This window comes from Pseudomonas sp. C5pp, assembly GCF_000814065.1.
Taxonomy (GTDB): Bacteria; Pseudomonadota; Gammaproteobacteria; order Pseudomonadales; family Pseudomonadaceae; genus Aquipseudomonas; species Aquipseudomonas asiatica.
The window spans coordinates 86,100-112,783 of sequence record NZ_JWLN01000016.1 but is presented as its reverse complement, the minus strand read 5'-3'; the positions used below and the strand labels follow the sequence as shown (position 1 = coordinate 112,783).

The window sequence follows — 26,684 nt, the reverse complement described above, 5'->3', positions numbered from 1 at the left end:
TCAGGCAGGGTCGTTACGGCGCAGCAACTCTTCGGGCAGGTGCTCGATGTAGTCGTCTTCCGGCGGCGGCATCTGCAGGTGGTAACCCTGGTTGTCGAGGTTTTCCAGCACCTTGGCGATATCCTCGCGGGCCAGCTTGCGCTCGGGGGTAAGCACCAGGTCGAAGGCGTGCACGGGGGTGCCGAAGAACGGCAGCAGGCCTTCGGGCACGCGCTCCAGGCCGTCGGCCTTGAGCACGTACAGGTACATTTCGTTCTTGCGGGGGCTCTTGTAGATAGAGCAAATGCGTTTCATCGAGTCTCTCCGGCGCCTGCCAGGCTGTCCAGCAGGGCCTGGCCCATGCGCTCACGGCGCCAGCCGCGCAGCGAATCGGGCAATTGATAGGGGCCATTGGGGTAGCCGCTCTTGAGCAGCGCTTCCAGGGCTTTTTTGCGCAGCATCAGCTCCGGGGCAATGCCCAGGCGCTCACCTTCGGCCTGGCCGATGGCACGCAGCTGCTTGAGGATACCTGCGGCCTCGATCGGCAAAGGCTCGGGCAAGGCCTGTGGCCATTGCTCGGCTGGCAGGCTGGCGGCACGCTTGATCAGCTGGATGAGGAACTCACCGTCCTGACGAATGGTGCGCGGATGCATCTCGTCGATCTTGGCCAGCGCCGACAGGTTGCTCGGTTGGCTCTTGGCCATGGGCCACAGCGAGTGCTCCTTGAGGATGCGATTGCGCGGTACGTCGCGGTTGCGCGCTTCACGCTCGCGCCAGGCACACAGCTCACGCAGCACTGCCAGTTGCTGGGGGGCCAGCTTCCAGGCCAGCTTGACGTCGCGGTACAGACTTTCGGGCTCGACCTCGCGGCGCAATGCGGCTACCAGCTCGGCACCGTCCTCCAGCACCCAGGCGTACTTGTCGTCACTCAGGCGCGGGCGCAACACGGTGAACAGCTCGGCCAAGTGCACGGCATCCTCGGCGGCATAGCTGACCTGGGTTTCCGAGAGCGGGCGCTGCAGCCAGTCGGAGCGGGTTTCGCCCTTGGGCAGGTCGATCCCCAGCACTTCCTGCACCAGGCGCGAATAGCCCATGGAGAAGCCCAGGTTCAGGTAGCCGGCGGCCAATTGGGTGTCGAACAGCGGCTGTGGCAGTTTGCCGGTCAGGCGCAGCAGCACTTCGAGGTCTTCGCTGCAGGCGTGCAGCACCTTGACCACGCCACTGTCATCCAGCAGTTCGGCCAGGGGTTGCCAGTTGCCGATCAGCAACGGGTCGATCAGGAAGGCACGCTTTCCGTCGCCGATCTGGATAAGCCCGGCTTTCGGGTAGAAGGTGTCGACCCGCATGAATTCGGTGTCGACGGCGACAAAGGGCAGCTGATGCCAGTCGCGGCAGTGTTCGGCCAGGCTCTGGTCGTCACGGATCCAGTGTATTTCGATGGCCACGAGGCTCTCCCACTAACATTGGCGCGCAGTATATACGGCGCGGGCACTGCTGGTGAAACCTGCGCCATCCCTGGAATGGATAAACGGTGCAGTCAGACTCAGCGCTTGGCCGCCAGCCAGGGCCGGCAGCTGGCGAACATGTCCAGCGATTGCTGGTAGACCTCGGTACGCACCTGCAACAGGCCGAGCATCGAGTGGAACAGGTTGTCCTGCGACAGCGGCGCATCGCTGAGCTTGGCCAGGCAATCGGTGTCGACGCCGAAGTCCTCCTTGTAGCTGTCGGAGAACCAGGTCAGCAACGGCACGTGCTTCTGCTGCTCGGGGGCGATGGCGTAAGGCGTGCCGTGCAGGAACAGGTTGTACTCACCCAGCGACTCGCCATGGTCGGACAGGTAGATCATCGCCGTGTCTACCTTGTCCTGCTTGCTGCGCAGGATGTCGATCAGCGAGGCCAGCACCTTGTCGGTATAGGCCAGTGTATTGTCGTAGCCGTTGACGATTTGCTGCTCGCTGCACTGGTCCAGCGCGTTGCTCTGGCATACCGGGGCAAAACGCTGGTCGGCACCGGGGTACCGCTTGAAGTATTCAGGCCCGTGGCTGCCCATCTGGTGCAGTACCAGCACGGTGTCCTTGTCGAGGTTGTCGATCAGCTCACCCAGGCCCTGCAGCAGGATCTGGTCATGGCATTCACCATCAGCGCACAACTGCGGGTCCTTGAGTTTGCTGACGTCGATGAACTGCACGCGATCGCAGGTACCCTTGCAGCCCGATTGATTGTCACGCCACTGCACCGCCAGACCGGTCCGCTGGAGGATGTCCAGCAACCCTTCGCGGTTCTTCGCCACGCGGGCATCGTAGTCCTTGCGCTTCATGCCAGAGAACATGCACGGCACCGAAACGGCGGTTTCCGTGCCGCAGGAGTGAACATCGGAGAACGCCAGCAGGCCCTGCTCCCTGGCAAGGTTCGGTGTGGTATCGCGGTTGTAGCCGAGCACGCCGAAGTGATCTGCCCGCGCACTTTCACCCACAACCAGCACAGTCAGCGACTTGCGTTCATGCTTTTGCCAGGCAGCGTCACGCTTGGCATCTTCGCCGTAATGCTGGAAGGGCCGTGATGCGGTACCGACGCGCTCGCTGACATAGCCGATGGAGGCACCCACGATATTGCTGGGGGTGAGCATCAGGCGCAGTTCGTGGTGGTTGCGAAACAGCGACGAAAGGCCCTGGTAGTTGACCAGTGCCACCGAGCCCAGGGCCACCACGCAGGCACCGCCAACCACCAGCTTGCCGAGCAGTTCACGGTGCCAGGCGCGATAGGCGATCGGCGCCTTCCACAACAGCAGCGAAGGCACTACACCGAGGCCCAGGATATACAAGGCAAACTTCAACGAAAGCAGGTCACGCACTTCCGCCACGTTGGTTTCCGCAATATTGCGGAACATGCCCGCGTCAATAAGTACGCCGTACTGGTTCATGAAGTAAGCCACACCCGCGCCACTCATGAACAACACGATAAGTATTGGCTTCAATACATAACGGAAGGCGAACAACGTGAGGATCAGGTTGAACGCGAACAGCATCAGCACGGCAAACGCCAGGCTCAGCCAAAGCCCCGGCAAACCGGGCGGCACGACCTGTTCGAGATGCTGCCAGAGGAAGACATTTAAGCCTATCAGCAGGTAAAGGCTGGCCAGCAGCGTGACCCATTCAGTCCGCAGGGATTTGAAGTTGAGCATCAGTGTTCGCAATCAAGAGTGATTATCAGCCCGAGGGCCTGCGCGGCACCGGGGAAACTTGGCTGAACTCTAGAAAGCGTGCCATCAATATTTTGTGAAAAAGACGCCAACAAATTCGTGAGCAGGCGCCTTTTTTACATTAAAAGAAGTTCATTCAGCGCTTGTTCAGCCTGCCAGGCGTTCCTTGGCGTACGGCTCGCGGTCGATGTCCAGCACTTCCACGCACAGCTGGATGTCCAGCCCAGGTTGCTTGGGGATGGCCTCACGCAGCACATCCAGCAGGCTGGCGGACAGTTGCTTCTTCACCTCGGGCGAGCGCCCGCTGAGGATGGCCAGGCGCACATGGGCAAAGGCACGCTCGCCGGGCGCAGTGCCCACTCGATAGTGCTTGAAGGCTTCGGCGCGGCTTTTGATATCGGCCTCGTCGGCGAACTGGCCACTGCCGACCAGGGCATGGTTCAGGCGCAGCAGCAGGACGTCGACATTCAGCTCACGCAGGTTGTCGCTGTATTCCAGGTTCAGGTGAGGCATGGCGCAGGTTCCGGGTCACGGGGGAGATGCGACAGCCTACCCCAGTCCCCTACCTGCGCAAAGACGACTATCCTCAAAGGTCAGAACCATCCGCCAACCCCCGACAGAGGTGAAGAAATGCCAGTTCCGCATGATCTGCTCGCTGACCTGCACGTTACCGCTGATGCATTCCAGGCGCTCATGGACAAGGACCAGACGCTGCACTCACTGCACAAGGAATACAACGCAAAAGACAAAGAGGTGGTCGCTGCCGAAGGCAACGGCACCAACGACGAAACCGTCAACCGCCTGCGCAAGGAGCGCTTGCTGATCAAGGACAAGATCGAACGGATCATTCATCCGCCCAAATCCTGACAGGAATTCATTGAATCCACCGGCCTCTTCGCGGGCTTGCCCGCTCCCACAAGTACAGCGCCAAACCTGAAGGCAGCGCAATACCTGTGGGAGCGGGTTCACCCGCGAAGAGGCCAGCAGCCCTCACATAGCAGCCGCAGCCTTCAACGCCCCATCCAGGTCGTCGACCAGGTCCCGGTAATCCTCGATCCCCACCGACAACCGCAGCAGGTTTTCGCTGATGCCCATCACGCCCTTCTGCTCCGGACTCAGCGAGCAGTGCGACATGCTCCAGGAGTGGTTGATCATGCTTTCCACCCCGCCCAGCGAGTCGGCGAGCACGAAGATCTGCAGCGCCTCCACCAGGCGGTTTAGCGCGGCCCGGTCGCCCTTGACCTTCATCGCCACCACCGCCCCGCCACTGCGCATCTGCCGTTTGCACAACTCATGTTGCGGGTGGCTTTCCAGCCCCGGGTAATACACCTGCTCGATCTGCGCGTGGCTTTCGAGGAAGCGCGCCACCTGCAGGGCATTGGCACACTGGCGCTCCATGCGCACATCCAAGGTCTTCAGACCGCGCAGGGCCAGGTAGCAGTCGAACGGCCCCTGCACCGCGCCAATCGCCATGCTGATGCGGCGCAGGCGCGCCAACAGCGCATCATTGGCAGCTACGACCACGCCACCGGTGAGGTCGGAGTGGCCGCCGATGTACTTGCTGGCCGAGTGCATCACCAGGTCCACGCCCAGGGAGATCGGGCGCTGGTTCCACGGCGAGCAGAAGGTGTTGTCGATGCAAGTGAGGATGCCCCGTGCCTTGGCCAGGTCGCACACCGCCTTGATGTCGACCAGGTGCAGCAACGGGTTGGTCGGCGATTCGATCCAGATCAGCTGGGTTTCCGGCTTGATGGCGGCGGCCACCGCCTCGAGGTCGTTGAGGTCGACGTAGGTGGTGGTCAGGCCCGAGGTGCGGCTGCGGTAGTCTTCCATGATGCGGAAGGTACCGCCGTACACGCCGTTCATCACCACCACGTGGGCATCCTTGGGCAGCAGCTCCAGCACGGTGGCGGTGGCGTTCACACCCGAGGCGCAGGCGACCGCGCCAACGCCCTCTTCCAGAGCGGCGACACAGGTTTCATAGGCATGCCGGGTGGGGTTGCCGACGCGGCTGTAGGAGTATTCCGGTTTGTCGTCCAGGCTGCGCTTGGTGAACGAGCTGGCGGTGACGATCGCCGGGAAAATAGCGTTATCGGCGACGCTGAACTGCTCACCGGCGTGAATGGTACGGGTGGCGAAATTGCGCGGCTTGTCGGACATGGTCAGGCCCATTGGCAGAGTGAAAGTTGCCACTATCGCACAACCCAAATCTTCTAGCCTTGGGGTAATCTGTGAAATATTTTTCTCCACGGCCCACGCGCGATATGGACAGCTTCGACCAGCACATTCTCACCCTGCTTCAGCGCGACGCCTCGATCTCGCTCAAGGACCTGGCCGAGGCCGTCAACCTCTCCACCACGCCGTGCTGGAAGCGGGTCAAGCGCCTGGAAGAAGACGGCTACATTGTCGGCCGTGTCGCCTTGCTCGACCCGGAACGGCTGGGGCTGGGGCTGACGGTGTTCGTCCAGCTCAAGACTCAGCGCCACGACAGCGCCTGGCTGGAGCAGTTTGCCGCGACCGTGACCGGGTTCGAGGAAGTGATGGAGTTCTACCGCATGTCGGGGGACTGGGATTACATGCTGCGGGTGGTGGTGGGGGATATTGCGGCGTATGACCGGTTTTATAAAAAGCTGATCACCAGTACTGATGGGCTGTCGAACATCACTTCCAGTTTTGCCATGGAGCAGATGAAGTACACCACGGCCTACCCGGTGCATCGTTCCTGATCGGTGCTGGATTCTTCGCGGGCTTGCCCGCTCCCACAGGAGTACCACAGGTGCTGAAAACTGTGGGGTCCCTGTGGGAGCGGGCAAGCCCGCGAAGAGGCCAGCACAGGCAACCGATCAATCCGCGGCAAGCACCGCCGCAATCCGGTTCCCCGCCTTGGCTTTCTCGACCTTGATCGCCACGAACTTCGAGGTCGGGGTATAGGTCCCCTCGCCATAGCTTTCCAGCGGCACCAGCGGGTTGGTCTCAGGGTAGTACGCCGCCGCCTGCCCCTCGGGCACGTCATACGCCACCAGGCGGAAGCCCGACACCCGCCGCTCCACGCCATCTTCCCACAGCGACACCAGGTCCACATGCTCGCCCGGCTCGAAGCCCATCCGGCGGATGTCCACCTCGTTGACGAACACCACTTCACGCAGGCCGAACACCCCACGATAACGGTCATCCAGGCCATACAGAGTGGTGTTGTACTGGTCATGCGAACGCAGGGTCTGCAGGATCAGGTCGGGCTTGTCACCGCGGGCCAGCACCTTGGCATTCACCAGTTGCTCCGGCAGCCGGTGCGGGCTGAAGCGCGCCTTGCCTGTGGCCGTGCGCCAGGTACGGTCGGCGGCATTGTTGCCCAGGTGGAAGCCGCCCGGGTGCTGCAGGCGCTCGTTGAAATCGGCAAAGCCGGGGATCACATCGGCAATCATGCTGCGGATGCGGCCGTAGTCGGCAACAGCGTACTCCCAGTCGATCGGCTGCTTGCCCAGGGTCGCCTGGGCCATGCCGGCGATGATCCACGGCTCCGAGCGCAGGTGCGGCGAGCGCGGGCGCAGCTGGCCGTGGGAGATGTGCACCATGCTGAAGGTGTCCTCCACGGTCACGCCTTGCGGCCCGCTGGCCTGCATGTCGATTTCGGTACGGCCCAGGCACGGCAGTATCAACGCATCGCGGCCGGTGACCAGGTGCGAGCGGTTGAGCTTGGTGGAAATCTGCACGGTCAGCGCGCAATTGCGCATGGCCGCATGAGTGCGCGGCGTATCCGGCGTGGCCTGGGCAAAGTTGCCACCCAGGCCGATGAACACCTTGGCCCGCCCCTCTTCCATGGCCTTGATCGCCAGCACGGCGTTATGCCCGTGGGCACGCGGCACGCGGAACCGGAAGCGTTTTTCGATGGCATCGAGCAGCGCCGACCCGGGCTTCTCGTCGATGCCCATGGTGCGGTCGCCCTGCACGTTGCTGTGGCCACGCACCGGTGACAGGCCGGCGCCGGGCTTGCCGACGTTGCCGCGCAGCAGCTGCAGGTTGACGATTTCCTGAACGGTCGGCACCGAGTGGCGGTGCTGGGTCACGCCCATGGCCCAGCACATGATCACCCGTTCGGCCTTGCGGTACATGCGCGCTGCCAGTTCGATCTCGGCCTGGGTCAGGCCCGATTGCTCGACGATGTGCGCCCAAGGCGTGGCATCCACGGTTTCCAGGTATGCGTCGATGCCACTGGTGTGCTCGGCGATGAAGGCATGGTCGAACACCGCCGGTTCGCCATTGGCCTGGGCTTCGCGTTCCCACTGCAGCAGGTACTTGGCAATGCCACGCATCACTGCCATGTCACCGCCCAAGGCCGGGCGGAAGTAGGCCGTATTGGTTGGTTCGGAGCCATTGCTGAGCATCTCGAACGGGTGCTGGGGGTGCTGGAAGCGCTCCAGGCCGCGCTCCTTGAGCGGGTTGAAGCAGACCACCTGGGCACCACGCTTCACCGCTTCACGCAGCGGTTCGAGCATGCGCGGGTGGTTGGTGCCGGGGTTCTGGCCGATGACGAAGATGGCATCGGCCAGTTCCAGGTCGTGGAACACCACGGTGCCCTTGCCCACGCCGAGGGTCTCCGACATGCCCACGCCGCTGGCTTCATGGCACATGTTCGAGCAGTCGGGGAAGTTGTTGGTGCCGTAGGCGCGGACGAACAGCTGGTAGAGGAACGCCGCCTCGTTGCTGGCCCGGCCCGAGGTGTAGAACTCGGCCTGGTCGGGCGATTCGAGTGCGCGCAAGTGTTGCGCAACCAGCGCAAAGGCTTCTTCCCAGCTGGTTTCGACATAGTGGTCGGTGGCCGCGTCGTAGCGCATCGGGTGGGTCAGGCGGCCCTGGTACTCCAGCCAGTAGTCGGTCTGCTCGGCCAGCGCACTGACGCTGTACCTGGCGAAGAATGCCGGGTCCACCGAGCGGCCGGTGGCTTCCCAGTTGACTGCCTTGGCGCCGTTCTCGCAGAACTTGACCATGTCGTTTTCCGGCGACTCGCCCCAGGCGCAGCCGGGGCAGTCGAAGCCGCCGTTCTGGTTGGTCTTGAGCATGGCCCGCAGGTTCTTGAAGGCATTGTCGCTGCCCAGCCAGCTCTTGGTCACGCTCTTGAGCGCCCCCCAGCCGGCGGCGGCGCCCTTGTAGTCCCTGATATGTTGGTCCTGGCTCATGCGGTGAATCCTCACGCTTCGATGCTTTTTTTCAGCCTATGGAGCGTGGGGTAGAGCCGTCCAATCGAAAGATCTTACGGGGTGATAGGCGGTTTCGATCATGGGCTGGAACCGCGCCACGGCCTTCGCGGGTGAACCCGCTCCCACAGGGCCCCCACAGGTTTCGAGCCCTGCGCTTTACCTGTGGGAGCGGGTTTACCCGCGAATTGGGCGACGCGGTCAACACTTTGAAATACGTGGCCTGCAGCCATGATAGAGGCCATCGATCAATCGGTCGGACAAAGCAATTTGACGGCCCTGCGCCCAAGTTATAGCTTGGATCGAGTCCCTACCCATTCGAGCGCGAACGTGGAACAGAACAGCCGGGCCCTGATCGACGGCTTCAACCGGAAAATCGACTACCTGCGGATGTCGGTCACCGACCGCTGCGACTTCCGTTGCGTGTACTGCATGGCCGAAGACATGCAGTTCCTGCCGCGCCAGCAAATCCTCAGCCTCGAGGAACTGCTCCAGGTGGCCGAGCGCTTCGTCGCCCTTGGTACCCGCAAGATCCGCCTGACCGGCGGCGAGCCGCTGGTGCGCCAGGGCATCGTCGACCTGTGCGGGCGCATCGCCGCCCTGCCCGGCCTGCGCGAGTTGTGCCTGACCAGCAACGGCTCGCAACTCGGGCGCCTGGCCCAGCCGCTGTTCGACGCAGGTGTCACGCGCCTGAACATCAGCCTCGACAGCCTGGACGCGGAGCGCTTCAAGCAATTGACCCGCACCGGCGACCTGCACCAGGTGATCGCCGGCATCGACGCCGCCCGCCAGGCAGGCTTCAAGCGCACCAAGCTCAACTGCGTGGTCCTCAAGGGCCGCAACGATCATGAACTGGTCGACCTGGTGCGCTTTGCCATCGACCGCGAACTGGACATCACCTTCATCGAAGAAATGCCCTTGGGCGTGATCAGCGAACATGAACGCGGCGAGTCGTTCTGCTCCAGTGACGAAGTACGTGCGCTGCTGGCTGAGCAGTTCACATTGGTCGAATCGACCGAGTCGTCCCAGGGCCCCGCCCGCTACTGGCGCCTGGCCGAAGCCGCCAATACTCGGGTCGGCTTCATTTCGCCACACAGCCACAACTTCTGCGCCACCTGCAACCGCGTGCGACTCACCGTCGAAGGCCGCCTGCTGCTGTGCCTGGGCAATGAACACTCGGTGGACCTGAAGCAGGTTCTGCGCGCCCACCCCGGCAACCCCGAACGCCTGGAAAAGGCCATTCGTGATTCCTTGCACCTCAAGCCCTACCGCCATCATTTCGAAGTCGGTGGCGACGTGCAGATCCTGCGTTTCATGAACATGACCGGCGGCTAGGCAGCCGTCTCTGGATTTCCATGATCGTCCACCCCACCCCCGATGTGCTGCGTGTGCTGTTCACCCTCAAGGGTTCGATCGTCAAGCGCATCGCCCTGCGTTGCCTGACGATCACCCTGCTGGCCGCGCTGATCGTGTTGGTCGAGCGGCATTTTCCGGCGTTTTTCTACCCGGTCAGCGCCACCCCGTTCACCTTGCTGGGCCTGTCACTGTCGATTTTCATGAGTTTTCGCAACAACGCCTGCTATGACCGCTGGTGGGAGGGGCGCAAGGCCTGGGGCAAGCTGATCATCGAGACCCGTTCGTTCGTGCGCGAAAGCCTGGTGATCACCGACGAAACCCTGCGTGCCGAACTGTTGCGCAGCCTGTGCGGCTTTGCCCATGCGCTGAATGCACGGCTGCGCAGCGAGGACGAACTGGCCGCCGCCCGGCCCTGGCTGGCCCGGCCCGATGCGATCAGCCCGCACAACGTGTGCGACGCCATCCTGCGCGAAATCGGCGGGCACTGCTCGCGGCTGGCAACACAGCAGCAGATCAGTGACTGGCGCTACAGCCTACTGGAACAGCGGCTGGTGGGGCTGACCGAAGTGCAGGCTACCTGCGAGCGGATCAAGGGCACGCCGTTGCCGTTCCCCTACACGCTGTTGCTGCACCGCACCATCTACATCTTCTGCCTGTTGCTACCGTTTGCCCTGGCCGAGCCGCTGGGCTGGCTGGCGCCGCTGTTCACCACCATCGTGGGGTACACGTTCTTCGGGCTGGATGCGATTGGCAACGAACTGGAAGACCCGTTCGGGCGCGATGAGAACGACCTGCCGACCGATGCCATGGTGCGGACCGTGGAGCGCGATGTGCTGGCGGGGTTGGGGGAACAACAGCTACCGCCGGCGTTGTTGCCGGTGGACCATGTATTGAGCTGACTGAATGCAGTGGCCTGTGCCGGCCCTTTCGCGGGTAAACCCGCTCCTACAGGGCCCCCACAGGTTTCGAACCCTGCGCGATACCTGTGGGAGCGGGTTTACCCGCGAAGAGGCCGGTACAGGAGAAAACTCAGCCCCGGCTTGCACAGGCCTCGATCGGTTTCAGGTGCTTGACGAAGTTGCACGGCCGGTGCCGCGCATCCAGCTGCTCCGCCAGGATGCCCTCCCACGCCGTACGGCAGGCCCCGGTGGAGCCCGGCAGGCAGCACACCAACGTGCGGTTGGACAGCCCGGCCAGCGCCCGGCTCTGCACGGTCGAGGTGCCGATATCGAGAATCGACAGGGCCCGGAACAGTTCGCCAAAGCCATCGATGCGCTTGTCCAGCAGGCACTCGACCGCTTCCGGCGTGCTGTCACGCCCGGTAAAACCGGTACCGCCGGTGATCAGCACCACCTGCACCTGTTCGTCGGCAATCCAGGTGGCGACCTGGGCGCGGATCTTGTAAAGGTCGTCCTTGAGCAACGCCCGCGCCACCAAGCGGTGGCCGATCTCCACCGAGCGGCTGGCCAGCAGCTCACCGGAAGTGTCGTTGTCGTAGGTACGGGTATCGCTGACTGTCAGCACGGCGATGTTGAGCGGTACGAAGACCGCATCGGGTTGGACGCGCACGGTGGGGCTCCTCGAGTGGCATTGCCGCCACGCTAGAGGCATGGCCCGGGGGCGTCCAATCGATATGGCGTACCGACTCATCAATGACATCTATCGCAGACGTGGGTTAAGGTCTGCATAACCCGATACCAGGCACCTCCATGGACATCAAGCAGCTCAAATTCCTCATCGCCCTCGACCAGACCCGCCACTTCGGCCAGGCGGCGGCGCTGTGCCATATCACCCAGCCGACGCTGTCCATGCGCCTGCGCAACCTGGAGGACGAGCTGGACCTGGTACTGGTCAAGCGCGGCCAGCGCTTCGAAGGTTTCACCGAAGCGGGCGAGCGAATCCTGGCCTGGGCCCGTACCCTGCTCGCCGCGCACGATGGCTTGCAGGCCGAAGCCGCCAGTTGCCGCGGCCAGGTGGTCGGCAGCCTGCGCCTGGGCACGGTGCCGCTGGCCAGCTTCAACCCCATGCACCTGCTGCTGCCGCTGCGTGAAAAATACCCCGAGCTGCACTTCCAGATCAGCTCGCTCAGCTCGGAACAGGTCATCGACGGGCTCAGCCGCAACCAGCTCGACCTGGGCATCTGCTACCTGGACCAGGTCAACACCAGCTTCTTCGAAGTGATCGAACTGGGCACCACCACCATGGGCCTGCTGCACGATACCCGGCACTACCAGTTCGCCAGCGACACCCTGCGCTGGGACGAGCTGGGCGACATTCCGCTGGGCCTGCTGAGCAAGGGCATGCACTACCGCCAGTCGCTGGACCTGAGTTTCCGCAGCCGTGGCCTGGAGCCGAATGCGGTACTGGAAAGCGACTCGAGCTTCCAGCTGATCCAGGCCATCAACACCGGCATGTGCTGTGCGGTCATGCCACTGGACTGCGGGCTGGAAGACCTGAGCGAGCACCTGCGCATCCTGCCGGTGGCCGACGCCGCCATCCACAGCCCGGTCGGCCTGCTGCTGCGCCGCAGCGAACCGCGTTCGGCAATTGCCGAGCAGTGCTTCGATGAGGCGCGGGCGCTGTTTCAGGTCAACTGAGCGCTGGTTGCCTGGCGGTACTGGCGCGGGGTGAAGCCGGTCAGTTGCTTGAACTGGCGGCTGAAGGCACTGTGGTCGGTATAGCCGCAGCACATCGCCACTTCAGTGATCGGCAGTTCCGAATGCAGCAAACGGTGGGCGTGCTCCAGGCGTGCCTTGTGGATCATCTGCCGTGGCGTGAGGTGGAACACCCGCTTGCAGTAGCGCTCCAGCTGGGCCACGGAAATGCCAGCGATACGGGTGAGCTCGCCCATGCTGATAGGCTGGTGGAAATGCCGCCGGATATGCTCGTCCACCGCCGCCAGGCGCTGGTAGGCAGGATGGCTGTCGGCGGCTGATTGCAAGTCGACCGAGATGCCGACCAGGCCAATGATCTCGCCGGCACGGTTGTACAGCGGGCGCTTGTGGGTCAGGCACCAGCCAGGCTCGCGGCTGCCGTAAAGATGCAGCTCCAGCTGGTCTTCCAGCACCAAACCCTCCTTGAGAACGCGACGGTCCTGCTCGGTGTAGCCGGGGCCCAGCTGTGCCGGGAACACTTCGGCGCTGGTCTTGCCCAGCAGCGGTTGCAGGCGCTTGAGGCCACAGCGCTGGACCAGGGTGTTGTTGGCCAGCACATAGCGGGCGGCCGGGTCCTTGATGAAGATCGCGGCGTTGGGGATGGCGTCGAGGATCGGCAGCAGTAGGGACACACCGGCGAGCAGGGCCTCGAGGTTGGCGGGGCGGTGCTGGTCGAGGGACTGGTACAGGGTTGCCAGGGGAGTGTCGGTCATCTGCTCTCTCTCGGTTTGCTGTGCCGGCCTCTTCGCGGGTAAACCCGCTCCTACAGGTACTGCGCAGCCCTCGAAGCTGCGGAGATACCTGTAGGAGCGGGTTTACCCGCGAAGGGGCCGGCGCAGCAAGTAAATGTCTACAACCCTTATGCGTTAAGGCTTACAGCCTATCCACCACCCTTCCTTCCTACCACTGCTTTTTCGCAACTGTGCCGATTTCGTCATCCCCCCTGCAGAAAACCATCAAGAACCGCCGCCCCGATCGGTCCACTCTATGCCCCACGCAAGCCGCCCCAAGTCCTACAAGAGCGCGGCCCAAAAAGCCGCATCTCGTGACATCAGACCTGCCTATCCAATAACCAACAAAAAGGCGAACCCATGTCAGGCAAATTCAAAAAACAGTTGTCATTGCTGGACCTCACCTTCATCGGCCTAGGCGCCATCTTCGGCTCCGGCTGGCTGTTCGCCGCCAGCCACGTCTCGGCCATCGCCGGCCCGGCCGGCATCCTGTCCTGGTTCCTTGGCGGCTTCGCCGTACTGTTGCTGGGCATCGTCTATTGCGAACTGGGCGCTGCCCTGCCGCGTGCCGGGGGCGTGGTGCGCTACCCGGTGTACTCCCACGGCCCGCTGCTGGGCTACTTGATGGGTTTTATCACCCTGATCGCCTTTTCCAGCCTGATCGCCATCGAAGTGGTCGCTTCGCGTCAATACGCCGCCGCCTGGTTCCCCGGGCTGACCAAGGCCGGCTCCAGCGACCCGACCGTGCTCGGCTGGCTGGTGCAGTTCGCCCTGCTGGGGCTGTTCTTCTTCCTCAACTACCGCAGCGTGAAAACCTTCGCCAAGGCCAACAACCTGGTCAGTGTGTTCAAGTTCATCGTGCCGCTGCTGGTGATCGGCGTGCTGTTCACCTTCTTCAAACCGGAAAACTTCGAGGTTCAAGGCTTTGCCCCGTTCGGTCTGTCCGGCGTTGAAATGGCGGTATCGGCCGGTGGCATCATCTTCGCCTACCTGGGCCTGACGCCGATCATTTCGGTGGCCAGCGAGGTGAAGAAGCCGCAACGCACCATCCCCATCGCGCTGATCCTCTCGGTACTGCTGTCCACCGCGATCTACGCCCTGCTGCAACTGGCCTTCCTCGGCAGCGTGCCGACCGAAATGCTGAGCAACGGCTGGGCCGCAGTGACCAAGGAACTGGCCCTGCCCTACCGCGACATCGCCCTGGCCCTGGGGGTGGGCTGGCTGGCCTATCTGGTGGTGGCCGACGCGGTGATCTCGCCCAGCGGCTGCGGCAACATCTACATGAACGCCACCCCGCGCGTGGTCTATGGCTGGGCGCAGACCGGCACATTCTTCAAGTACTTCACCCGTATCGACGCCGAGTCCGGCATCCCGCGCCCGGCGCTGTGGCTGACCTTTGGCCTGTCGGTGTTCTGGACCCTGCCGTTCCCGTCCTGGGAAGCGCTGATCAACGTGGTTTCCGCCGCCCTGGTACTGAGCTACGCCGTGGCCCCGGTCACCGTCGCCGCCCTGCGCCGCAACGCCCCTGACATGCCGCGCCCGTTCCGGGTCAAGGGCATGGGCGTGCTCGGCCCGCTGTCATTCATCATCGCCGCGCTGATCGTGTACTGGTCGGGCTGGAAGACCGTGTCGTGGCTGCTGGCCCTGCAGATCGTGATGTTCGTGCTGTACCTGCTGTGCGGCCGCTTCGTGCCGACCCAGCACCTGTCGCTGGCCCAGCAAGTGCGCTCGTCGGCGTGGCTGATCGGCTTCTACGCGGTGACCATCCTGCTGTCGTGGCTGGGCAGCTTCGGTGGCCTGGGAGTACTTGGCCACCCGTTCGACACCGTGGTCGTGGCCGCTTGTGCGCTGGGCATCTACTACTGGGGCGCGGCCACCGGCGTGCCTGCCCACCTGGTGCGCCTTGAGGGCGAGGATGAAAGCGAAGCCTCCTCCGAAAGCTACCCAGGCCAGCGTCCTGCCGCCGTCGCCTCCTGACCCACTCTCGAATGGATATGCCCATGAAACACGTTCACGTCATCGACTCGCACACCGGCGGGGAACCAACCCGCCTGGTGATGAAAGGCTTCCCGCAACTGCATGGCCGCAGCATGGCCGAGCAGCGCGATGAACTGCGCGAGCTGCACGACCAGTGGCGCCGCGCCTGCCTGCTGGAGCCTCGCGGCAACGATGTGCTGGTCGGTGCGCTGTACTGCCCACCGGTATCGGCCGACGCCACGTGCGGGGTGATCTTCTTCAACAACGCTGGCTACCTGAACATGTGCGGGCACGGCACCATCGGCCTGGTCGCCTCGCTGCAGCACCTGGGCCTGATCGCACCGGGCGTGCACAAGATCGATACCCCGGTCGGCCAGGTCAGCGCCACCCTGCATGAAGACGGCGCCATAACCGTCGGCAACGTGCCGTCCTACCGCTACCGCCAGCAGGTGCTGGTGGACGTGCCCGGCCATGGTCCGGTGCGCGGCGACATCGCCTGGGGCGGCAACTGGTTTTTCCTCGTCTCCGAACACGGCCAGCGCATCGAGCTGGGCAACCGCGAGGCGCTGACCGAATACACCTGGGCGATGCTCAAGGCCCTCGAAGCCCAGGGCATCACCGGTGAAAACGGTGCCCCCATCGACCACGTCGAACTGTTCACCGACGACGCCAACGCCGACAGCCGCAACTTCGTGATGTGCCCCGGCAAGGCCTACGACCGCTCGCCCTGCGGCACGGGCACCAGCGCCAAGCTGGCCTGCCTGGCCGCCGACGGCAAGCTCGACGAAGGCCAGACCTGGGTACAGGCCAGTATCACCGGCAGCCAGTTCCAGGGCCGCTACGAGCGCGACGGCGAACGCATTCGCCCGTTCATCACCGGCCGCGCCTACATCACCGCCGACAGCACCCTGCTGATCGACGAACAGGACCCGTTCGCCTGGGGCATCTGACCCCGGCTTTTTCCAAAAAACGAATATCGCGAGGAGTGACAACAATGACCAACAACATCTTCACCGGCACCATGCCCGCCCTGATGACCCCCTGCACCGCCGAGCGCAAGCCGGACTTCGACGCCCTGGTGCGCAAGGGCCGCGAGCTGATCGAGGCCGGCATGAGCGCCGTGGTGTACTGCGGCTCGATGGGCGACTGGCCGCTGCTGACCGAAGCAGAGCGCCAGGAAGGCGTGGCGCGCCTGGTGGCCGCCGGCATCCCGACCATCGTCGGCACCGGCGCGGTGAACACCCGTGAAGCAGTATCTCACGCCGCCCACGCGGCCAAGGTTGGTGCCGCCGGCCTCATGGTCATCCCCCGCGTGCTCAGCCGCGGCGCCTCGCTGATTGCCCAGAAGCACCACTTCTCGGCCATCCTGGCAGCCGCGCCGAAGCTGCCGGCGGTTATCTACAACAGCCCGTACTACGGCTTTGCCACCCGCGCCGACCTGTTCTTCGAACTGCGCAGCGAGTTCCCCAACCTGATCGGCTTCAAGGAGTTCGGCGGTGGCGCCGACCTGCGCTACGCCGCCGAGCACATCACCTCGAAGGATGACGACGTGACCCTGATGGTCGGCGTCGACACCCAGGTGGTACATGGCTTCGTCAACTGCAACGCCACCGGCGCCATCACCGGCATCGGCAACGCCCTGCCGCGTGAGGTGCTGCACCTGGTGAGCCTGAGCAAACAGGCGGCCAAAGGTGATGCCAAGGCCCGCCGACTGGCGCGTGAACTGGAGGCGGCGCTGGCGGTGCTGTCGTCGTTCGATGAAGGCTGCGACCTGGTGCTCTACTACAAGCACCTGATGGTGCTGAACGGTGACAGCGAATACAGCCTGCACTTCAACGAGACCGACGTGCTGACCGACGCCCAGCGCAACTATGCCGAGCAGCAGTACGCGCTGTTCCGCAGCTGGTACGCCAGCTGGTCGGCTGAGCAGAACCTGGCCTGATCACCTGATTCTAGGCCGAGCCGCAGCCCCTGTGGGAGCGGGTTCACCCGCGAACACCGGCGAAGCCGGTGCCAGGCACCGAGTCGCCTGCTTCGCGGGTAAACCCGCTCCTACAAAGGCCGCGCTCTCTCTTGATATTGATTCCAAAGGAGGCTCCATGACCCTCACAGGCAACCTGCTGATCGGCCAGACGCCGGTAACCGGCAGCCGCGAAGCCATCCGTGGCATCGACCCGGCCACCGGCCAGGCGCTGGAACCGGCCTACCTCGGCGGCACCGGCGAACACGTGGCCCAGGCCTGCGCCCTGGCCTGGGCGGCGTTCGATGCCTACCGCGAAACCTCGCTCGAGCAACGGGCACAATTCCTCGAAACCATCGCCACGCAGATCGAAGCGCTGGGTGATGCCCTGATCGATCGCGCCGTGGCCGAAAGCGGCCTGCCAAAGGCGCGCATCCAGGGCGAACGTGGCCGCACCTGCACCCAGTTGCGCACCTTCGCCCGTGTGGTGCGGGCTGGCGAATGGCTGGACGTGCGGGTCGACAATGCCCTGCCTGAGCGCCAGCCCCTGCCGCGTGCCGACCTGCGCCAGCGCCAGGTGGCCCTGGGGCCAGTGGCGGTATTCGGCGCCAGCAATTTCCCATTGGCCTTCTCGGTGGCCGGTGGCGACACCGCCTCGGCCCTGGCCGCCGGTTGCCCGGTGGTGGTCAAGGCCCACGGCGCCCACCCGGGCACCAGCGAGCTGGTCGGCCAGGCAGTGGCAAAGGCCGTGAAGCAATGCGGCTTGCCGGCCGGTGTGTTTTCGCTGTTGTACGGCTCCGGTCGTGAAGTGGGCATTGCGCTGGTCAGCGACCCGCGCATCAAGGCCGTTGGCTTTACCGGCTCGCGCAGCGGTGGCATTGCGCTGTGCCAGGCGGCCCAGGCCCGCCCCGAGCCGATCCCGGTGTACGCCGAAATGAGCTCGATCAACCCGGTGTTCCTGTTCGACACCGCCCTGCAGACCCGAGCCGAGGCACTGGCACAAGGCTTCGTCGCCTCGCTGACCCAGGGTGCCGGCCAGTTCTGCACCAACCCCGGCCTGGTGATTGCCCGTCAAGGGCCGGCGTTGCAGCGTTTCATCGACGCCGCCAGCGAACACGTGCGCCAGGCTGCGGCGCAGACCATGCTTACCCCAGGCATTTTCAGTGCCTACCAGGCCGGTGTCGGCGCCCTGGCCGCAAACGCCAATGCCCAGGCCGCCGCCAGTGGCCAGGCCGGGCAAGGCCCCAACCAGTGCCAGGCGCAGCTGTTCGTGACCCAGGCCGAAGCGTTCCTCGCCGACCCGGCGTTGCAGGCCGAAGTCTTCGGCGCGGCGTCGCTGGTGGTGGCCTGCGCCAACGATGAGCAAGTGCGCCAGGTGGCCGAGCATCTGGAAGGCCAACTGACCGCCACCCTGCAACTGGACGATGCCGACATCGACAGCGCCCGCATTCTGCTGCCGACCCTTGAGCGCAAGGCTGGCCGCATCCTGGTCAATGGCTGGCCGACCGGTGTAGAGGTATGCGACGCGATGGTCCACGGCGGGCCGTTCCCGGCCACCTCCGATGCCCGCACCACTTCGGTGGGCACGGCGGCGATCCTGCGCTTCCTGCGCCCGGTGTGCTACCAGGACTTCCCCGATGCCCTGCTGCCGCAGGCACTGAAACACGGCAACCCGCTGCAGCTTCGGCGCCTGCTCGACGGTAAACGGGAAGGCTGAGCATGGTCGAAACCGCTGAAACCGATATCGCCGTGGTCGGCGCCGGCATTGTCGGCGTCGCCTGTGCCCTGCAACTGGCCCGCCAAGGCCGCCGGGTAACCCTGGTCGACCGCCAGGCACCCGGTCGAGGCGCGTCCTACGGCAACGCCGGGCACCTGGCCACCGAGCAGGTATTCCCGATTGCCGACCTGTCGATTCTCAAACGCCTGCCGCGCATGTTGCTGGACCCGATGGGCCCGTTGCGCCTGGACTGGAAGTACCTGCCCAAGGCCATGCCGTGGTTCACCCGCCTGCTGCTCAACCTGCGCCCTGGCCCGTTCCAGCGCAGCGTGGCCGGCATCCGCTCGTTGAACGAAGGCAGCCTGGGTGCCTGGCAGCGGCTGCTGGGCTCGATCGGGCGCGGCGAACTGTTTCAGGAAGATGGCTCGCTGCTGGTGTTCGAGCGGCCGGAGTCGCGCCAGGCCCTGGAGGCCTTGCGCGCGCGCATGCAACAGCAGGCGGTGGCGGTGGACTTCTGGTCGGCCGACACTGTGCGCGAGGCGGCGCCGCAACTGAGCCCGTCGTTGCTGGGTGGGCTGTTCTTCCCACGTACCGGGCACTTCATCGACCCCTACCGGGTGGTGTGCGAACTGTTCGAAGCGGCCAAGGCCAGTGGCGTGCGTTTTGTCCAGGCGCAGGTCGATGGCGGGCGGCTGCACAGCGGCGGGGTCAGGCTGGCCAGCGATCAGGGCACGCTCGATGCCCGCCAGGTGCTGATCAGTTGTGGTGCGCATTCCGCGCGGTTGACCGCCACACTGACAGGCAAGCAGGTGCCGCTGGACACCGAGCGTGGCTACCACCTGATGTTGCCTGGCGAGCATCAGCGTTTGCCGTTTGCAGTCACATCGCTGGAGCGCAAGTTCATCATGACGCCCATGGCCGAAGGTCTGCGCCTGGCCGGTACGGTGGAGTTCGCCGGGCTGGACGCGCCGCCGAGCATGCAGCGGGCTTGGCAGTTGCACCGGTTGAGCAAAGGGTTGTTCAGGAGGGACCTGAGTGTTGAGGGAGCGACGCCCTGGATGGGCTTCCGGCCTTCATTGCCAGATTCGTTACCGGTGATCGACCGGGTGTGTGATGGGCGGGTTTTGTTGGCGTTCGGGCATCAGCACCTGGGTTTGACCCAGGCGGCGGTGACAGCGGAATGGGTGGGGCGGTTGGCTGACAGGGAGAGTGGGGCTGATATGGCGGCTTACCGGTTGGACCGGTTTTAGCCTGTGCTGGCCTCTTCGCGGGTGAACCCGCTCCCACAGGGATCGCGCAGGCCTTGAGGGCAGTGGAGACCCTGTGGGAGCGGGTTTACCCGCGAATGGGCTGCAAAGCAGCCCCCTTCATGCCTCAGCGATAACGCTCGAGCCAGTGCGCATACGGTGCAGGCAAGGTCCAGGAGGCTTTCTCCACCCCCAACTCCTTGGCCGCAAAGTAAGCCCAGTGCGGGTCTGCCAGGTGCGCACGCCCTACCGATACCAGGTCCAGCTGATTGGCTTGCAGCGCTGCTTCCGCCAGTTTCGGCGTACCAAAACCCCACGCCGAGGTTACCGGCAGCTTCGCCTCACGACGCACGCGCTCGGCAATCGGGCCCATGAACGCCGGGCCCCACGGGATATTGGTGTCGGGAATGGTGAAGCCGACACTCACGCTCAGCAGGTCGAGGCCGCCAGCCTTGAAACGACGCGCCAGTTCGATCGACTCTTCCAGCGTCTGCTCATCGCGGCCGTCGTATTCCAGCACACCAAAACGCGCGGTCAGGGGCAGGTTCTCTGGCCATACCTCACGCACCGCTGCCAAAGTTTCCAGCAGGAAGCGGCTGCGGTTGTCGAAGCTGCCACCGTAGGCGTCGGTACGCTTGTTGGAGTGTTCGGAGAAGAAGCTCTGGCCCAGGTAACCATGGGCAAAGTGCAACTCGATCCACTCGAAACCGGCATCGCGCGCACGGCGGGCGGCATCGACGAAGTCCTGCTTGACCCGGGCAATGTCGTCCAGGGTCATCTCGCGCGGCACTCGTGTCAGGTGCGCGCCGAACGCGATGGCGGACGGGGCAATGGTTTCCCAGCCGCGAGCATCGTCGGCGGCAATGTGGTCGTCACCCTCCCACGGGCGGTTGGCGCTGGCCTTGCGCCCGGCGTGGGCAATCTGGATACCCGGCACGGAACCGGCGGCCTTGATTGCCTGCACCACCGGCACGAAAGCCTGGGCGTGGGCATCGCTCCAGATGCCGGCGCAACCGGGGGTGATGCGCCCTTCCGGTGCCACGGCAGTGGCCTCGACCACCAGCAAGCCGGCACCGCCACGGGCCAGGCCGGCCAGGTGCACGTGGTGCCAGTCGTTGATCATGCCGTCCTCGGCCATGTATTGGCACATCGGTGGAATGGCAATGCGGTTGCGCAGGGTGACGTCCTTGAGGGTATACGGTTCGAACAAAGCGGACATGGGCAAGCTCCCGGGCTATCTGATTACGATAGTTCGATCATAATCGAACTATGGCAATTAATGATAGCCCCGTTATCATGACGACCATGCGAGCCTATCAACATCCCAATTCTGAAGACCTCACCCTGGAACGCCTGCTCTATGCCCTGAGCGACCCGGTGCGCCTGGGTATCGTGCGCCACCTGGCGGGCGTGGCCGAAGCCAGCTGTGGCGAGCTGGACGGCGGCCGGCCGAAGTCGAGCATGTCCCACCATTTTCGCGTGCTGCGTGATGCGGGGTTGGTGCATACCCGCAATGTGGGGACTACCCACATGAATTCGTTGCGTAGCGAGATGCTGGGGGAGCGGTTTCCCGGGCTGCTGGACTGCATTCTGCGGCAGCAGTGATTTTCCTGTGCCGGCCTCTTCGCGGGTAAACCCGCTCCTACAGGGTAATCACTGTCTTCAAGACCTCTGCGATCTCTGTGGGAGCGGGTTTACCCGCGAAAGGGCCAGAACAGGCAAAATCAATCTTCTTTCTTGCCCAGGGCAAACCGGCATACCTGCCCTCCCCTGAGCATGCACTCCTCATGGCTGACCTCGGCCCCACCCAAGGCCCCGATCAGCGCCAGGTCCAGCTCGCACACCACCGGGTGAGCCTTGGCCAGGTGATGGAACACGCAATTGTGCGCAACGATCTGCGGCTCGCCCCCCGAGCGGAAGAACACCTGTGCCTCGTACCCGGCATTGTTCATGTGCTCGACGATGCGTGCCTCATCCACCACTTGGTGCTCCAGGTCCGCCGCCAGCTTGCGCCCCAGCTGGCGCATCAGCGCCAGCAACGCCTCCTGCCCCAGCAAGCCGGCCACTTCCGCAATCAGCAGGTTGGCCAGCAACGGGTACTGCCGCGGGAACAGTTCGCGGGCCTGTTCGGTCAGCTCATGCAGCTGCTCCGGGCGTCGCCCGGTGGGCCGGGTAGCGCCACGCTTGACCAGGCCGTCGCGCTCCAGCGCTGCCAGGTGCTGGCGCACCGCCGTGCGGGTGATTGCCAGGGCCTGCGCCAGGTCGTCGATGCTCATGCCGGCCGGCTGGAGCAGCAACGCATGGAGCAGGTCCTGTTGGGTACGGCCCAGGCCTTCGAGCATCAGAATTTGTCCGGGAACTGTTTGACCAACGCCGCAGCCAGAGCATCGGACAGGGTCAGGATATGCTCGCGCATCATCGCCCAGGTGCGCGCCTCGCCTACGTAGTCAGCGGCCGCCAACTGGTCGATCTGGGCCACGTGGTGCCCGCCGTGGGCGCTGAGCAGCGTCAGCAGGGTCGGCTCGGGCAGGTTCGGGTTGGCCTTGGCCAGAAACGCGGCGATGGCCTTGGCATTGCTGGTCAGCTCGTTGACCGCGGCTTGCTGGCCTTTTTTGTCCTTGGCCACGGTGGCGTCGCTGTAGTGCTTTATGGCGCCCCAGTGACCGGCCAGCAGCTTCAGCAACTGATCGGCGGCAGGCTGGCCGTACAGCGGGGCAATACTGTTGGCGATCCTGGTGGCGTCGGTGACCACTTCCTTGGCAGCGACTTCAGCCTCCTTGGCGTTGCCGGCTTGATTGGCCACGGCATAGTTGCGCACCCAGAAGATGTGCTCGACCCAAAGGTCGCGCAGGGCCATGCGCGTGGTCATTGCAGCAGATTCGGCAGGTTTGGCGGCAGGGGGTTCGCTGGAGTAGGAGTAGCTTTGGCTCCATGCCGGCTGGGCGCACAGGGCGAGCAGCAGTAAGGCGGCAATCTTGATGTTCATGACGGCACCCTCCGGGAGGGGGATCGACTGACAAGATTAATTTAAGCATCAAAATATGTTTTTATTGGGGCTGAGCTGGGTTTCCGATCAGTGGTTTCCTGAGCTGGCCTCTTCGCGGGTAAACCCGCTCCCACAGGGATAGCGCCAAGCCTGTGGGAGCGGGTTTACCCGCGAAGAGGCCGGAACAGGCAACAAAAAAGCCACGAGGTCTCCCCCGTGGCTTCTGTCACAACAATGGCCGCTTACAGCGCCATGTCGTTCTCAGGCTTGCTCTCGACCGGCTGGCTCGGTGCAACAGTGGTGCCGACGCTTTCGTCGATCACCGGTGGTTTCTCCAGCTGCAGCACTTCAGCGGTGTAGTTCCACTCTTTCTGTGTGGCCGCCGCCGAGTCGTTCAGCTTGGTGCCGTAGCTTGGCACGATCTGCTTGATCTTGGCCTGCCACTCTGGGGTAGCGACCTTCTCCTTGAACACGGTTTCCAGCACGTTCAGCATGATCGGGGCCGCAGTCGAAGCACCTGGCGATGCACCCAGCAGGCCGGCGATGGTGCGGTCTTCGGAAGCGACCACTTCGGTGCCCAGCTTCAGCACGCCGCCCTTCTCGGCATCACGCTTGATGATCTGCACGCGCTGGCCGGCCTGCCACAGGCGCCAGTCTTCCTTCTTGGCGTTCGGGAAGTAGGTACGCAGGGCTTCGAAGCGGTCGTCGTCAGACAGCATCAACTGGCCAGCGAGGTATTCCACCAGCGGGTACTGATCGATGCCGACCTTGGTCATCGGCCACACGTTGTGGGTGGTGGTGCTGCTCAGCAGGTCCAGGTACGAGCCGTTCTTCAGGAACTTGGTCGAGAAGGTGGCGAATGGGCCGAACAGGATCACGCGCTTGCCGTCCAGCACGCGGGTGTCCAGGTGCGGAACCGACATGGGTGGCGCGCCGGTCGAGGCGATGCCGTAGGCCTTGGCCATGTGCTGCATGGCCACGGTCGGGTTCTCGGTCACCAGGAACGAGCCGCCTACCGGGAAGCCTGCGTATTCCTTGGCTTCAGGAATGCCCGACTTCTGCAGCAGCTTCAGCGCACCGCCACCAGCACCGATGAACAGGAACTTGGCGTCGGTAGCCGATTCGCTACCGTCCTTCAGGTTCTTGTACTCGACGTGCCACGAGCCGTCCTCGTTACGGGTGATGTCCTGCACTTCGCTGGACAGCTTCAGGTCGAAGTTTTCCTGGGTTTTCAGGTGGCCGACGAACTGGCGGGTGATCTCGCCGAAGTTGACGTCCGTACCGATTGGCGTCCAGGTCACGGCCAGCTTCTGATTCGGGTCGCGACCTTCCATCATCAGCGGGACCCACTTGGCGATCTGCGCGTGGTCCTCGGAGTACTGCATCGGGCGGAACAGCGGGCTGGCCTGCAGCGCGTCATAACGCTTTTTCAGGAACTTGATGTTCTCATCGCCCCACACGAAGCTCATGTGCGGCGTGGTGTTGATGAACGAATGAGGGTTCTTCAGCACGCCCTGGCGGACCTGCCACGACCAGAACTGGCGGGAGATCTGGAAGGCCTCGTTGATTTCGATGGCCTTGGCGATGTTGACGTTACCGTCCTTGTCTTCCGGGGTGTAGTTCAGCTCGGCCAGCGCGGAGTGGCCGGTACCGGCGTTGTTCCAGCCGTTGGAGCTTTCTTCGGCCACGCCATCCAGGCGTTCGACCATTTCCATCGACCAGCTTGGCTCCAGCTCGTGCAGCCACACGGCCAGGGTCGAGCTCATGATGCCGCCGCCGACCAGCAGCACATCTACTTTCTTGGTTTCTGCGGCGTGCGCTTGCATGACGCTTGCAGCGACAGCCAGACCCAGCAAGGTCTTGCCAGCTTTCTTGAACATTGATCGATTCCAGTCAGGAGAACAGAGGGCGGGCCTGTGGCTGGCCCAGGTAAAGCATGTTCTGCAGCGCAGGCTTGTTGTTGATCATTGTTCAGCAGCCAGAGAACCAGAAAACGACTCGGCCTTTTGTCGAATTGACCGACAAGGCTGAATCGTTTTTCCGATTGTAACTTAAATGCCAGCACAAACAAATTGCCGGCCCGGGAGTCAAGGTGACGGGTTGTCTCAGGCCTGTGCGCCCGTGTGGGAGCGGGCTTGCCCGCGAAAGGGGCGGCACAGGCCTGCGCAAATGCCATTCAAAAAACCGGTCACCCGATCGGAATTGTTCGACTTACAGGCCCGCCCTACCGCTTTATCCTGTGCCCCAGACCCCGCCTCAATCCGACCTGAACAGGGCCGCCCATATGTCATTCAAACGCACCATCCACGCCGTCGACACCCACGCCGGCATCCCCATGCGCGTCATCACAGGCGGCGTACCGCACATACCCGGTGACAGCGTACACGCCAAGATGAAATGGCTCGAAACCAACGACGACCAGTTGCGCAAGCTGATGCTGCGTGAACCGCGCGGCTATCCGGCGCACTGCTGCAACATCATCGTCCCGCCAAGCCACTCCGATGCCGACGCCGGCTACATCATCATGGAGCAGATCGAGTACCCGGTGATGTCCGGCAGCAATACCATCTCGGTGGCCACCGTGCTTTTGGAGATGGGCATGCTGCCGATGCAGGAGCCGCTCACCGAGCTGGTGCTGGAGGCCCCGGCCGGGCTGATCCGTATCAAGGCCCGATGCGAGGGCGGCAAGGTCAAGGCCGTCACCTTCCAGAACGTACCGGCGTTCGCCGCACACTTGGATGCCGAAATCGACGTACCGCACCTGGGCAAGGTGCGCGTGGACGTGGGCTGGGGCGGCATGTTCTATGTGATCGCCGACGTGCGCCAGTTCAAAGGCCTGCAACTGATCCCGCAGCACGGCGCCGAAATCGCCCGGGTATCGTCGATGATCCGCCAGGCGGCTATCGAGCAACTGCCGGTGGCACACCCCGACTACCCGGGCATCGGCATTACCATCTCGCAGCTATCCGGCCCCAGCGAAGACCCCAACGCCGACTGGAAGAACGCGGTGACCATGACCTGCGGCGAGTTCTCGTGGGACGACCCGGCCACCTGGACCGGGGCGCTGGACCGCTCCCCGTGCGGTACCGGCACCTCGGCGAAGATGGCCACCCTGCACGCCAAGGGCGAGCTGCCATTGCACCAGGACTTCCGCCATCAGGGCCTGCTCGGCAACATCTACACCGGCCGCCTGATCGATGAAACCAGCATCGGCGGCAACGAGGCCGTGGTACCAACCATCACCGGCAAAAGCTGGATCTACGGCCTGAACACCTTCGTGCTCGACCACGACGACCCATTCCCCGAAGGCTTTACCATCGGTGATATCTGGGCCTGAGCCCAGGCAGCGTTCAATGCACTGGTATCCGCGAGCCGGGCCTTCTGGCAAGACCTGCATCTGAAGTGCCCACAAACAAAAACCCCCGGCCATGTAGATGACCGGGGGCCTTGGATCACGCCGCAAGCGTCGCGATCAGGGTACCGCCAAGATTACTGCTGCTGAGGCAGTTTATCGATCGGGCCGCAGCCACCGATGATCTTGGAGATGGAAACCGAAGGGTGGAACAGGTAGTCGTAGGTGCAGTTTTTTGGCTGGTTGTAAACCTGGCCAGTGCAACCCGACAGCAGGGCAACACCCGAAACGACAGCAACGGCTACAGTAGCCTTGAACAGCTTTTTCATACTAA

The 26,684-nt window shown here is 63.8% G+C and carries 25 protein-coding genes; 12 read left to right on the top strand and 13 right to left on the bottom strand.

Going from position 1 to position 26,684, the window contains the following annotated elements:
- The 4 genes from RR51_RS15200 to RR51_RS15185 form a co-directional block, all read right to left on the bottom strand.
- On the bottom strand, positions 1–294 hold the full coding sequence (locus tag RR51_RS15200) for a YcgL domain-containing protein (protein ID WP_015271354.1): 294 nt from the start codon (positions 292–294) through the stop codon (positions 1–3).
- Positions 291–1,424, bottom strand: coding sequence for a ribonuclease D (gene rnd, locus RR51_RS15195; protein WP_039613989.1), 1,134 nt, complete (start codon positions 1,422–1,424; stop codon positions 291–293). Before rnd ends, RR51_RS15200 begins: the two co-directional genes overlap by 4 nt.
- A 98-nt stretch (positions 1,425–1,522) precedes the next feature.
- A complete protein-coding gene (locus RR51_RS15190) occupies positions 1,523–3,160 on the bottom strand; it encodes a phosphoethanolamine transferase (protein WP_039613988.1) in 1,638 nt (545 codons plus the stop codon).
- Positions 3,161–3,325: 165 nt separating this feature from the next.
- Positions 3,326–3,691 (bottom strand): 5-carboxymethyl-2-hydroxymuconate Delta-isomerase, encoded by a 366-nt coding sequence (locus RR51_RS15185; protein ID WP_039613987.1) that lies wholly within the window; start codon positions 3,689–3,691, stop codon positions 3,326–3,328.
- A gap of 117 nt (positions 3,692–3,808) precedes the next feature.
- Between RR51_RS15185 and RR51_RS15180 the strand changes: the two genes are divergently transcribed.
- On the top strand, positions 3,809–4,045 hold the full coding sequence (locus RR51_RS15180) for a YdcH family protein (RefSeq protein WP_003259536.1): 237 nt from the start codon (positions 3,809–3,811) through the stop codon (positions 4,043–4,045).
- Positions 4,046–4,168: 123 nt separating this feature from the next.
- Here RR51_RS15180 and RR51_RS15175 read toward each other — a convergent pair whose 3' ends face one another.
- Complete coding sequence (locus tag RR51_RS15175) at positions 4,169–5,350, bottom strand: trans-sulfuration enzyme family protein (protein WP_039613986.1); 1,182 nt, start codon at positions 5,348–5,350, stop codon at positions 4,169–4,171.
- A gap of 92 nt (positions 5,351–5,442) precedes the next feature.
- Between RR51_RS15175 and RR51_RS15170 the strand changes: the two genes are divergently transcribed.
- Positions 5,443–5,904 carry an Lrp/AsnC family transcriptional regulator gene (locus tag RR51_RS15170; RefSeq protein ID WP_039613985.1) on the top strand — a complete coding sequence of 154 codons (462 nt, stop codon included), beginning with the start codon at positions 5,443–5,445 and terminating at the stop codon, positions 5,902–5,904.
- Positions 5,905–6,021: 117 nt separating this feature from the next.
- Here the strand turns inward: RR51_RS15170 and RR51_RS15165 are convergent, their stop codons facing one another.
- Positions 6,022–8,352: an FdhF/YdeP family oxidoreductase gene (locus RR51_RS15165; protein ID WP_039613984.1), complete on the bottom strand. Its 2,331-nt coding sequence runs from the start codon at positions 8,350–8,352 to the stop codon at positions 6,022–6,024.
- 348 nt (positions 8,353–8,700) lie between these two features.
- On the opposite strand from RR51_RS15165, the gene moaA reads away from it, so the two are divergent.
- Together moaA and RR51_RS15155 are read left to right on the top strand one after the other, a co-directional pair.
- Complete coding sequence (moaA, locus tag RR51_RS15160) at positions 8,701–9,705, top strand: GTP 3',8-cyclase MoaA (protein ID WP_039613983.1); 1,005 nt, start codon at positions 8,701–8,703, stop codon at positions 9,703–9,705.
- A gap of 20 nt (positions 9,706–9,725) precedes the next feature.
- A complete protein-coding gene (locus RR51_RS15155; RefSeq protein ID WP_013973775.1) occupies positions 9,726–10,625 on the top strand; it encodes a bestrophin family protein in 900 nt (299 codons plus the stop codon).
- A gap of 130 nt (positions 10,626–10,755) precedes the next feature.
- On the opposite strand, the gene moaB is transcribed toward RR51_RS15155, so the two are convergent.
- Entirely contained in the window at positions 10,756–11,295 is a 540-nt protein-coding gene (gene moaB / locus RR51_RS15150) for a molybdenum cofactor biosynthesis protein B (RefSeq protein ID WP_003259533.1), read from the bottom strand.
- A 140-nt stretch (positions 11,296–11,435) separates the two neighbouring features.
- Between moaB and RR51_RS15145 the strand changes: the two genes are divergently transcribed.
- Positions 11,436–12,323, top strand: a complete 888-nt coding sequence (locus RR51_RS15145; protein WP_039613982.1) for a LysR family transcriptional regulator — start codon at positions 11,436–11,438, stop codon at positions 12,321–12,323.
- Here the strand turns inward: RR51_RS15145 and RR51_RS15140 are convergent.
- The gene (locus RR51_RS15140; RefSeq protein ID WP_039613981.1) at positions 12,311–13,093 is read right to left on the bottom strand and encodes an AraC family transcriptional regulator; all 783 of its coding nucleotides are present in this window, start codon (positions 13,091–13,093) and stop codon (positions 12,311–12,313) included. The genes RR51_RS15145 and RR51_RS15140 overlap by 13 nt on opposite strands.
- Positions 13,094–13,471: 378 nt before the next feature.
- Between RR51_RS15140 and RR51_RS15135 the strand changes: the two genes are divergently transcribed.
- From RR51_RS15135 to RR51_RS15115, 5 genes are all read left to right on the top strand, one after another.
- Positions 13,472–15,088, top strand: coding sequence for an APC family permease (locus RR51_RS15135; RefSeq protein ID WP_039613980.1), 1,617 nt, complete (start codon positions 13,472–13,474; stop codon positions 15,086–15,088).
- 23 nt (positions 15,089–15,111) lie between these two features.
- On the top strand, positions 15,112–16,038 hold the full coding sequence (locus RR51_RS15130) for a 4-hydroxyproline epimerase (protein WP_039613979.1): 927 nt from the start codon (positions 15,112–15,114) through the stop codon (positions 16,036–16,038).
- Between the two features lie 44 nt (positions 16,039–16,082).
- On the top strand, positions 16,083–17,030 hold the full coding sequence (locus RR51_RS15125) for a dihydrodipicolinate synthase family protein (RefSeq protein ID WP_013973780.1): 948 nt from the start codon (positions 16,083–16,085) through the stop codon (positions 17,028–17,030).
- A gap of 157 nt (positions 17,031–17,187) precedes the next feature.
- Positions 17,188–18,765, top strand: a complete 1,578-nt coding sequence (locus RR51_RS15120) for an aldehyde dehydrogenase (NADP(+)) (protein WP_039613978.1) — start codon at positions 17,188–17,190, stop codon at positions 18,763–18,765.
- Between the two features lie 2 nt (positions 18,766–18,767).
- Positions 18,768–20,015, top strand: a complete 1,248-nt coding sequence (locus RR51_RS15115) for an NAD(P)/FAD-dependent oxidoreductase (RefSeq protein ID WP_039613977.1) — start codon at positions 18,768–18,770, stop codon at positions 20,013–20,015.
- Positions 20,016–20,139: 124 nt separating this feature from the next.
- Here RR51_RS15115 and xenA read toward each other — a convergent pair whose 3' ends face one another.
- The gene (gene xenA, locus RR51_RS15110; protein ID WP_039613976.1) at positions 20,140–21,231 is read right to left on the bottom strand and encodes a xenobiotic reductase XenA; all 1,092 of its coding nucleotides are present in this window, start codon (positions 21,229–21,231) and stop codon (positions 20,140–20,142) included.
- A 50-nt stretch (positions 21,232–21,281) separates the two neighbouring features.
- On the opposite strand from xenA, the gene RR51_RS15105 reads away from it, so the two are divergent.
- On the top strand, positions 21,282–21,617 hold the full coding sequence (locus tag RR51_RS15105; RefSeq protein ID WP_003259528.1) for an ArsR/SmtB family transcription factor: 336 nt from the start codon (positions 21,282–21,284) through the stop codon (positions 21,615–21,617).
- A 119-nt stretch (positions 21,618–21,736) separates the two neighbouring features.
- Here RR51_RS15105 and RR51_RS15100 read toward each other — a convergent pair whose 3' ends face one another.
- From RR51_RS15100 to mqo, 3 genes are all read right to left on the bottom strand, one after another.
- Positions 21,737–22,354 carry a helix-turn-helix transcriptional regulator gene (locus RR51_RS15100; RefSeq protein ID WP_013973785.1) on the bottom strand — a complete coding sequence of 206 codons (618 nt, stop codon included), beginning with the start codon at positions 22,352–22,354 and terminating at the stop codon, positions 21,737–21,739.
- The gene (locus RR51_RS15095) at positions 22,354–22,998 is read right to left on the bottom strand and encodes a hypothetical protein (RefSeq protein ID WP_039613975.1); all 645 of its coding nucleotides are present in this window, start codon (positions 22,996–22,998) and stop codon (positions 22,354–22,356) included. Before RR51_RS15095 ends, RR51_RS15100 begins: the two co-directional genes overlap by 1 nt.
- A gap of 242 nt (positions 22,999–23,240) precedes the next feature.
- Positions 23,241–24,878, bottom strand: a complete 1,638-nt coding sequence (mqo, locus tag RR51_RS15090) for a malate dehydrogenase (quinone) (protein ID WP_039613974.1) — start codon at positions 24,876–24,878, stop codon at positions 23,241–23,243.
- 404 nt (positions 24,879–25,282) lie between these two features.
- Between mqo and RR51_RS15085 the strand changes: the two genes are divergently transcribed.
- Positions 25,283–26,335 (top strand): proline racemase family protein, encoded by a 1,053-nt coding sequence (locus tag RR51_RS15085; RefSeq protein ID WP_039613973.1) that lies wholly within the window; start codon positions 25,283–25,285, stop codon positions 26,333–26,335.
- A gap of 152 nt (positions 26,336–26,487) precedes the next feature.
- Here RR51_RS15085 and RR51_RS15080 read toward each other — a convergent pair whose 3' ends face one another.
- Positions 26,488–26,679 (bottom strand): YhfL family protein, encoded by a 192-nt coding sequence (locus RR51_RS15080; RefSeq protein ID WP_003254720.1) that lies wholly within the window; start codon positions 26,677–26,679, stop codon positions 26,488–26,490.
- Between the last annotated feature and the right edge of the window lie 5 nt (positions 26,680–26,684).

Bases quoted from the DNA above. Each gene is read 5' to 3' on its own strand.
- RR51_RS15140 (WP_039613981.1), bottom strand. From the start codon at position 13,093: ATGACCGACACTCCCCTGGCAACCCTGTACCAGTCCCTCGACCAGCAC.
- RR51_RS15155 (WP_013973775.1), top strand. From the start codon at position 9,726: ATGATCGTCCACCCCACCCCCGATGTGCTGCGTGTGCTGTTCACCCTC.
- RR51_RS15120 (WP_039613978.1), top strand. From the start codon at position 17,188: ATGACCCTCACAGGCAACCTGCTGATCGGCCAGACGCCGGTAACCGGC.
- mqo (WP_039613974.1), bottom strand. From the start codon at position 24,878: ATGTTCAAGAAAGCTGGCAAGACCTTGCTGGGTCTGGCTGTCGCTGCA.
- RR51_RS15080 (WP_003254720.1), bottom strand. From the start codon at position 26,679: ATGAAAAAGCTGTTCAAGGCTACTGTAGCCGTTGCTGTCGTTTCGGGT.
- RR51_RS15085 (WP_039613973.1), top strand. From the start codon at position 25,283: ATGTCATTCAAACGCACCATCCACGCCGTCGACACCCACGCCGGCATC.
- RR51_RS15170 (WP_039613985.1), top strand. From the start codon at position 5,443: ATGGACAGCTTCGACCAGCACATTCTCACCCTGCTTCAGCGCGACGCC.
- xenA (WP_039613976.1), bottom strand. From the start codon at position 21,231: ATGTCCGCTTTGTTCGAACCGTATACCCTCAAGGACGTCACCCTGCGC.
- RR51_RS15165 (WP_039613984.1), bottom strand. From the start codon at position 8,352: ATGAGCCAGGACCAACATATCAGGGACTACAAGGGCGCCGCCGCCGGC.
- RR51_RS15100 (WP_013973785.1), bottom strand. From the start codon at position 22,354: ATGCTCGAAGGCCTGGGCCGTACCCAACAGGACCTGCTCCATGCGTTG.
- RR51_RS15095 (WP_039613975.1), bottom strand. From the start codon at position 22,998: ATGAACATCAAGATTGCCGCCTTACTGCTGCTCGCCCTGTGCGCCCAG.
- RR51_RS15145 (WP_039613982.1), top strand. From the start codon at position 11,436: ATGGACATCAAGCAGCTCAAATTCCTCATCGCCCTCGACCAGACCCGC.
- RR51_RS15115 (WP_039613977.1), top strand. From the start codon at position 18,768: ATGGTCGAAACCGCTGAAACCGATATCGCCGTGGTCGGCGCCGGCATT.
- RR51_RS15190 (WP_039613988.1), bottom strand. From the start codon at position 3,160: ATGCTCAACTTCAAATCCCTGCGGACTGAATGGGTCACGCTGCTGGCC.
- RR51_RS15105 (WP_003259528.1), top strand. From the start codon at position 21,282: ATGGCAATTAATGATAGCCCCGTTATCATGACGACCATGCGAGCCTAT.
- RR51_RS15175 (WP_039613986.1), bottom strand. From the start codon at position 5,350: ATGGGCCTGACCATGTCCGACAAGCCGCGCAATTTCGCCACCCGTACC.
- RR51_RS15180 (WP_003259536.1), top strand. From the start codon at position 3,809: ATGCCAGTTCCGCATGATCTGCTCGCTGACCTGCACGTTACCGCTGAT.
- RR51_RS15185 (WP_039613987.1), bottom strand. From the start codon at position 3,691: ATGCCTCACCTGAACCTGGAATACAGCGACAACCTGCGTGAGCTGAAT.
- RR51_RS15125 (WP_013973780.1), top strand. From the start codon at position 16,083: ATGACCAACAACATCTTCACCGGCACCATGCCCGCCCTGATGACCCCC.
- RR51_RS15135 (WP_039613980.1), top strand. From the start codon at position 13,472: ATGTCAGGCAAATTCAAAAAACAGTTGTCATTGCTGGACCTCACCTTC.
- RR51_RS15130 (WP_039613979.1), top strand. From the start codon at position 15,112: ATGAAACACGTTCACGTCATCGACTCGCACACCGGCGGGGAACCAACC.
- RR51_RS15200 (WP_015271354.1), bottom strand. From the start codon at position 294: ATGAAACGCATTTGCTCTATCTACAAGAGCCCCCGCAAGAACGAAATG.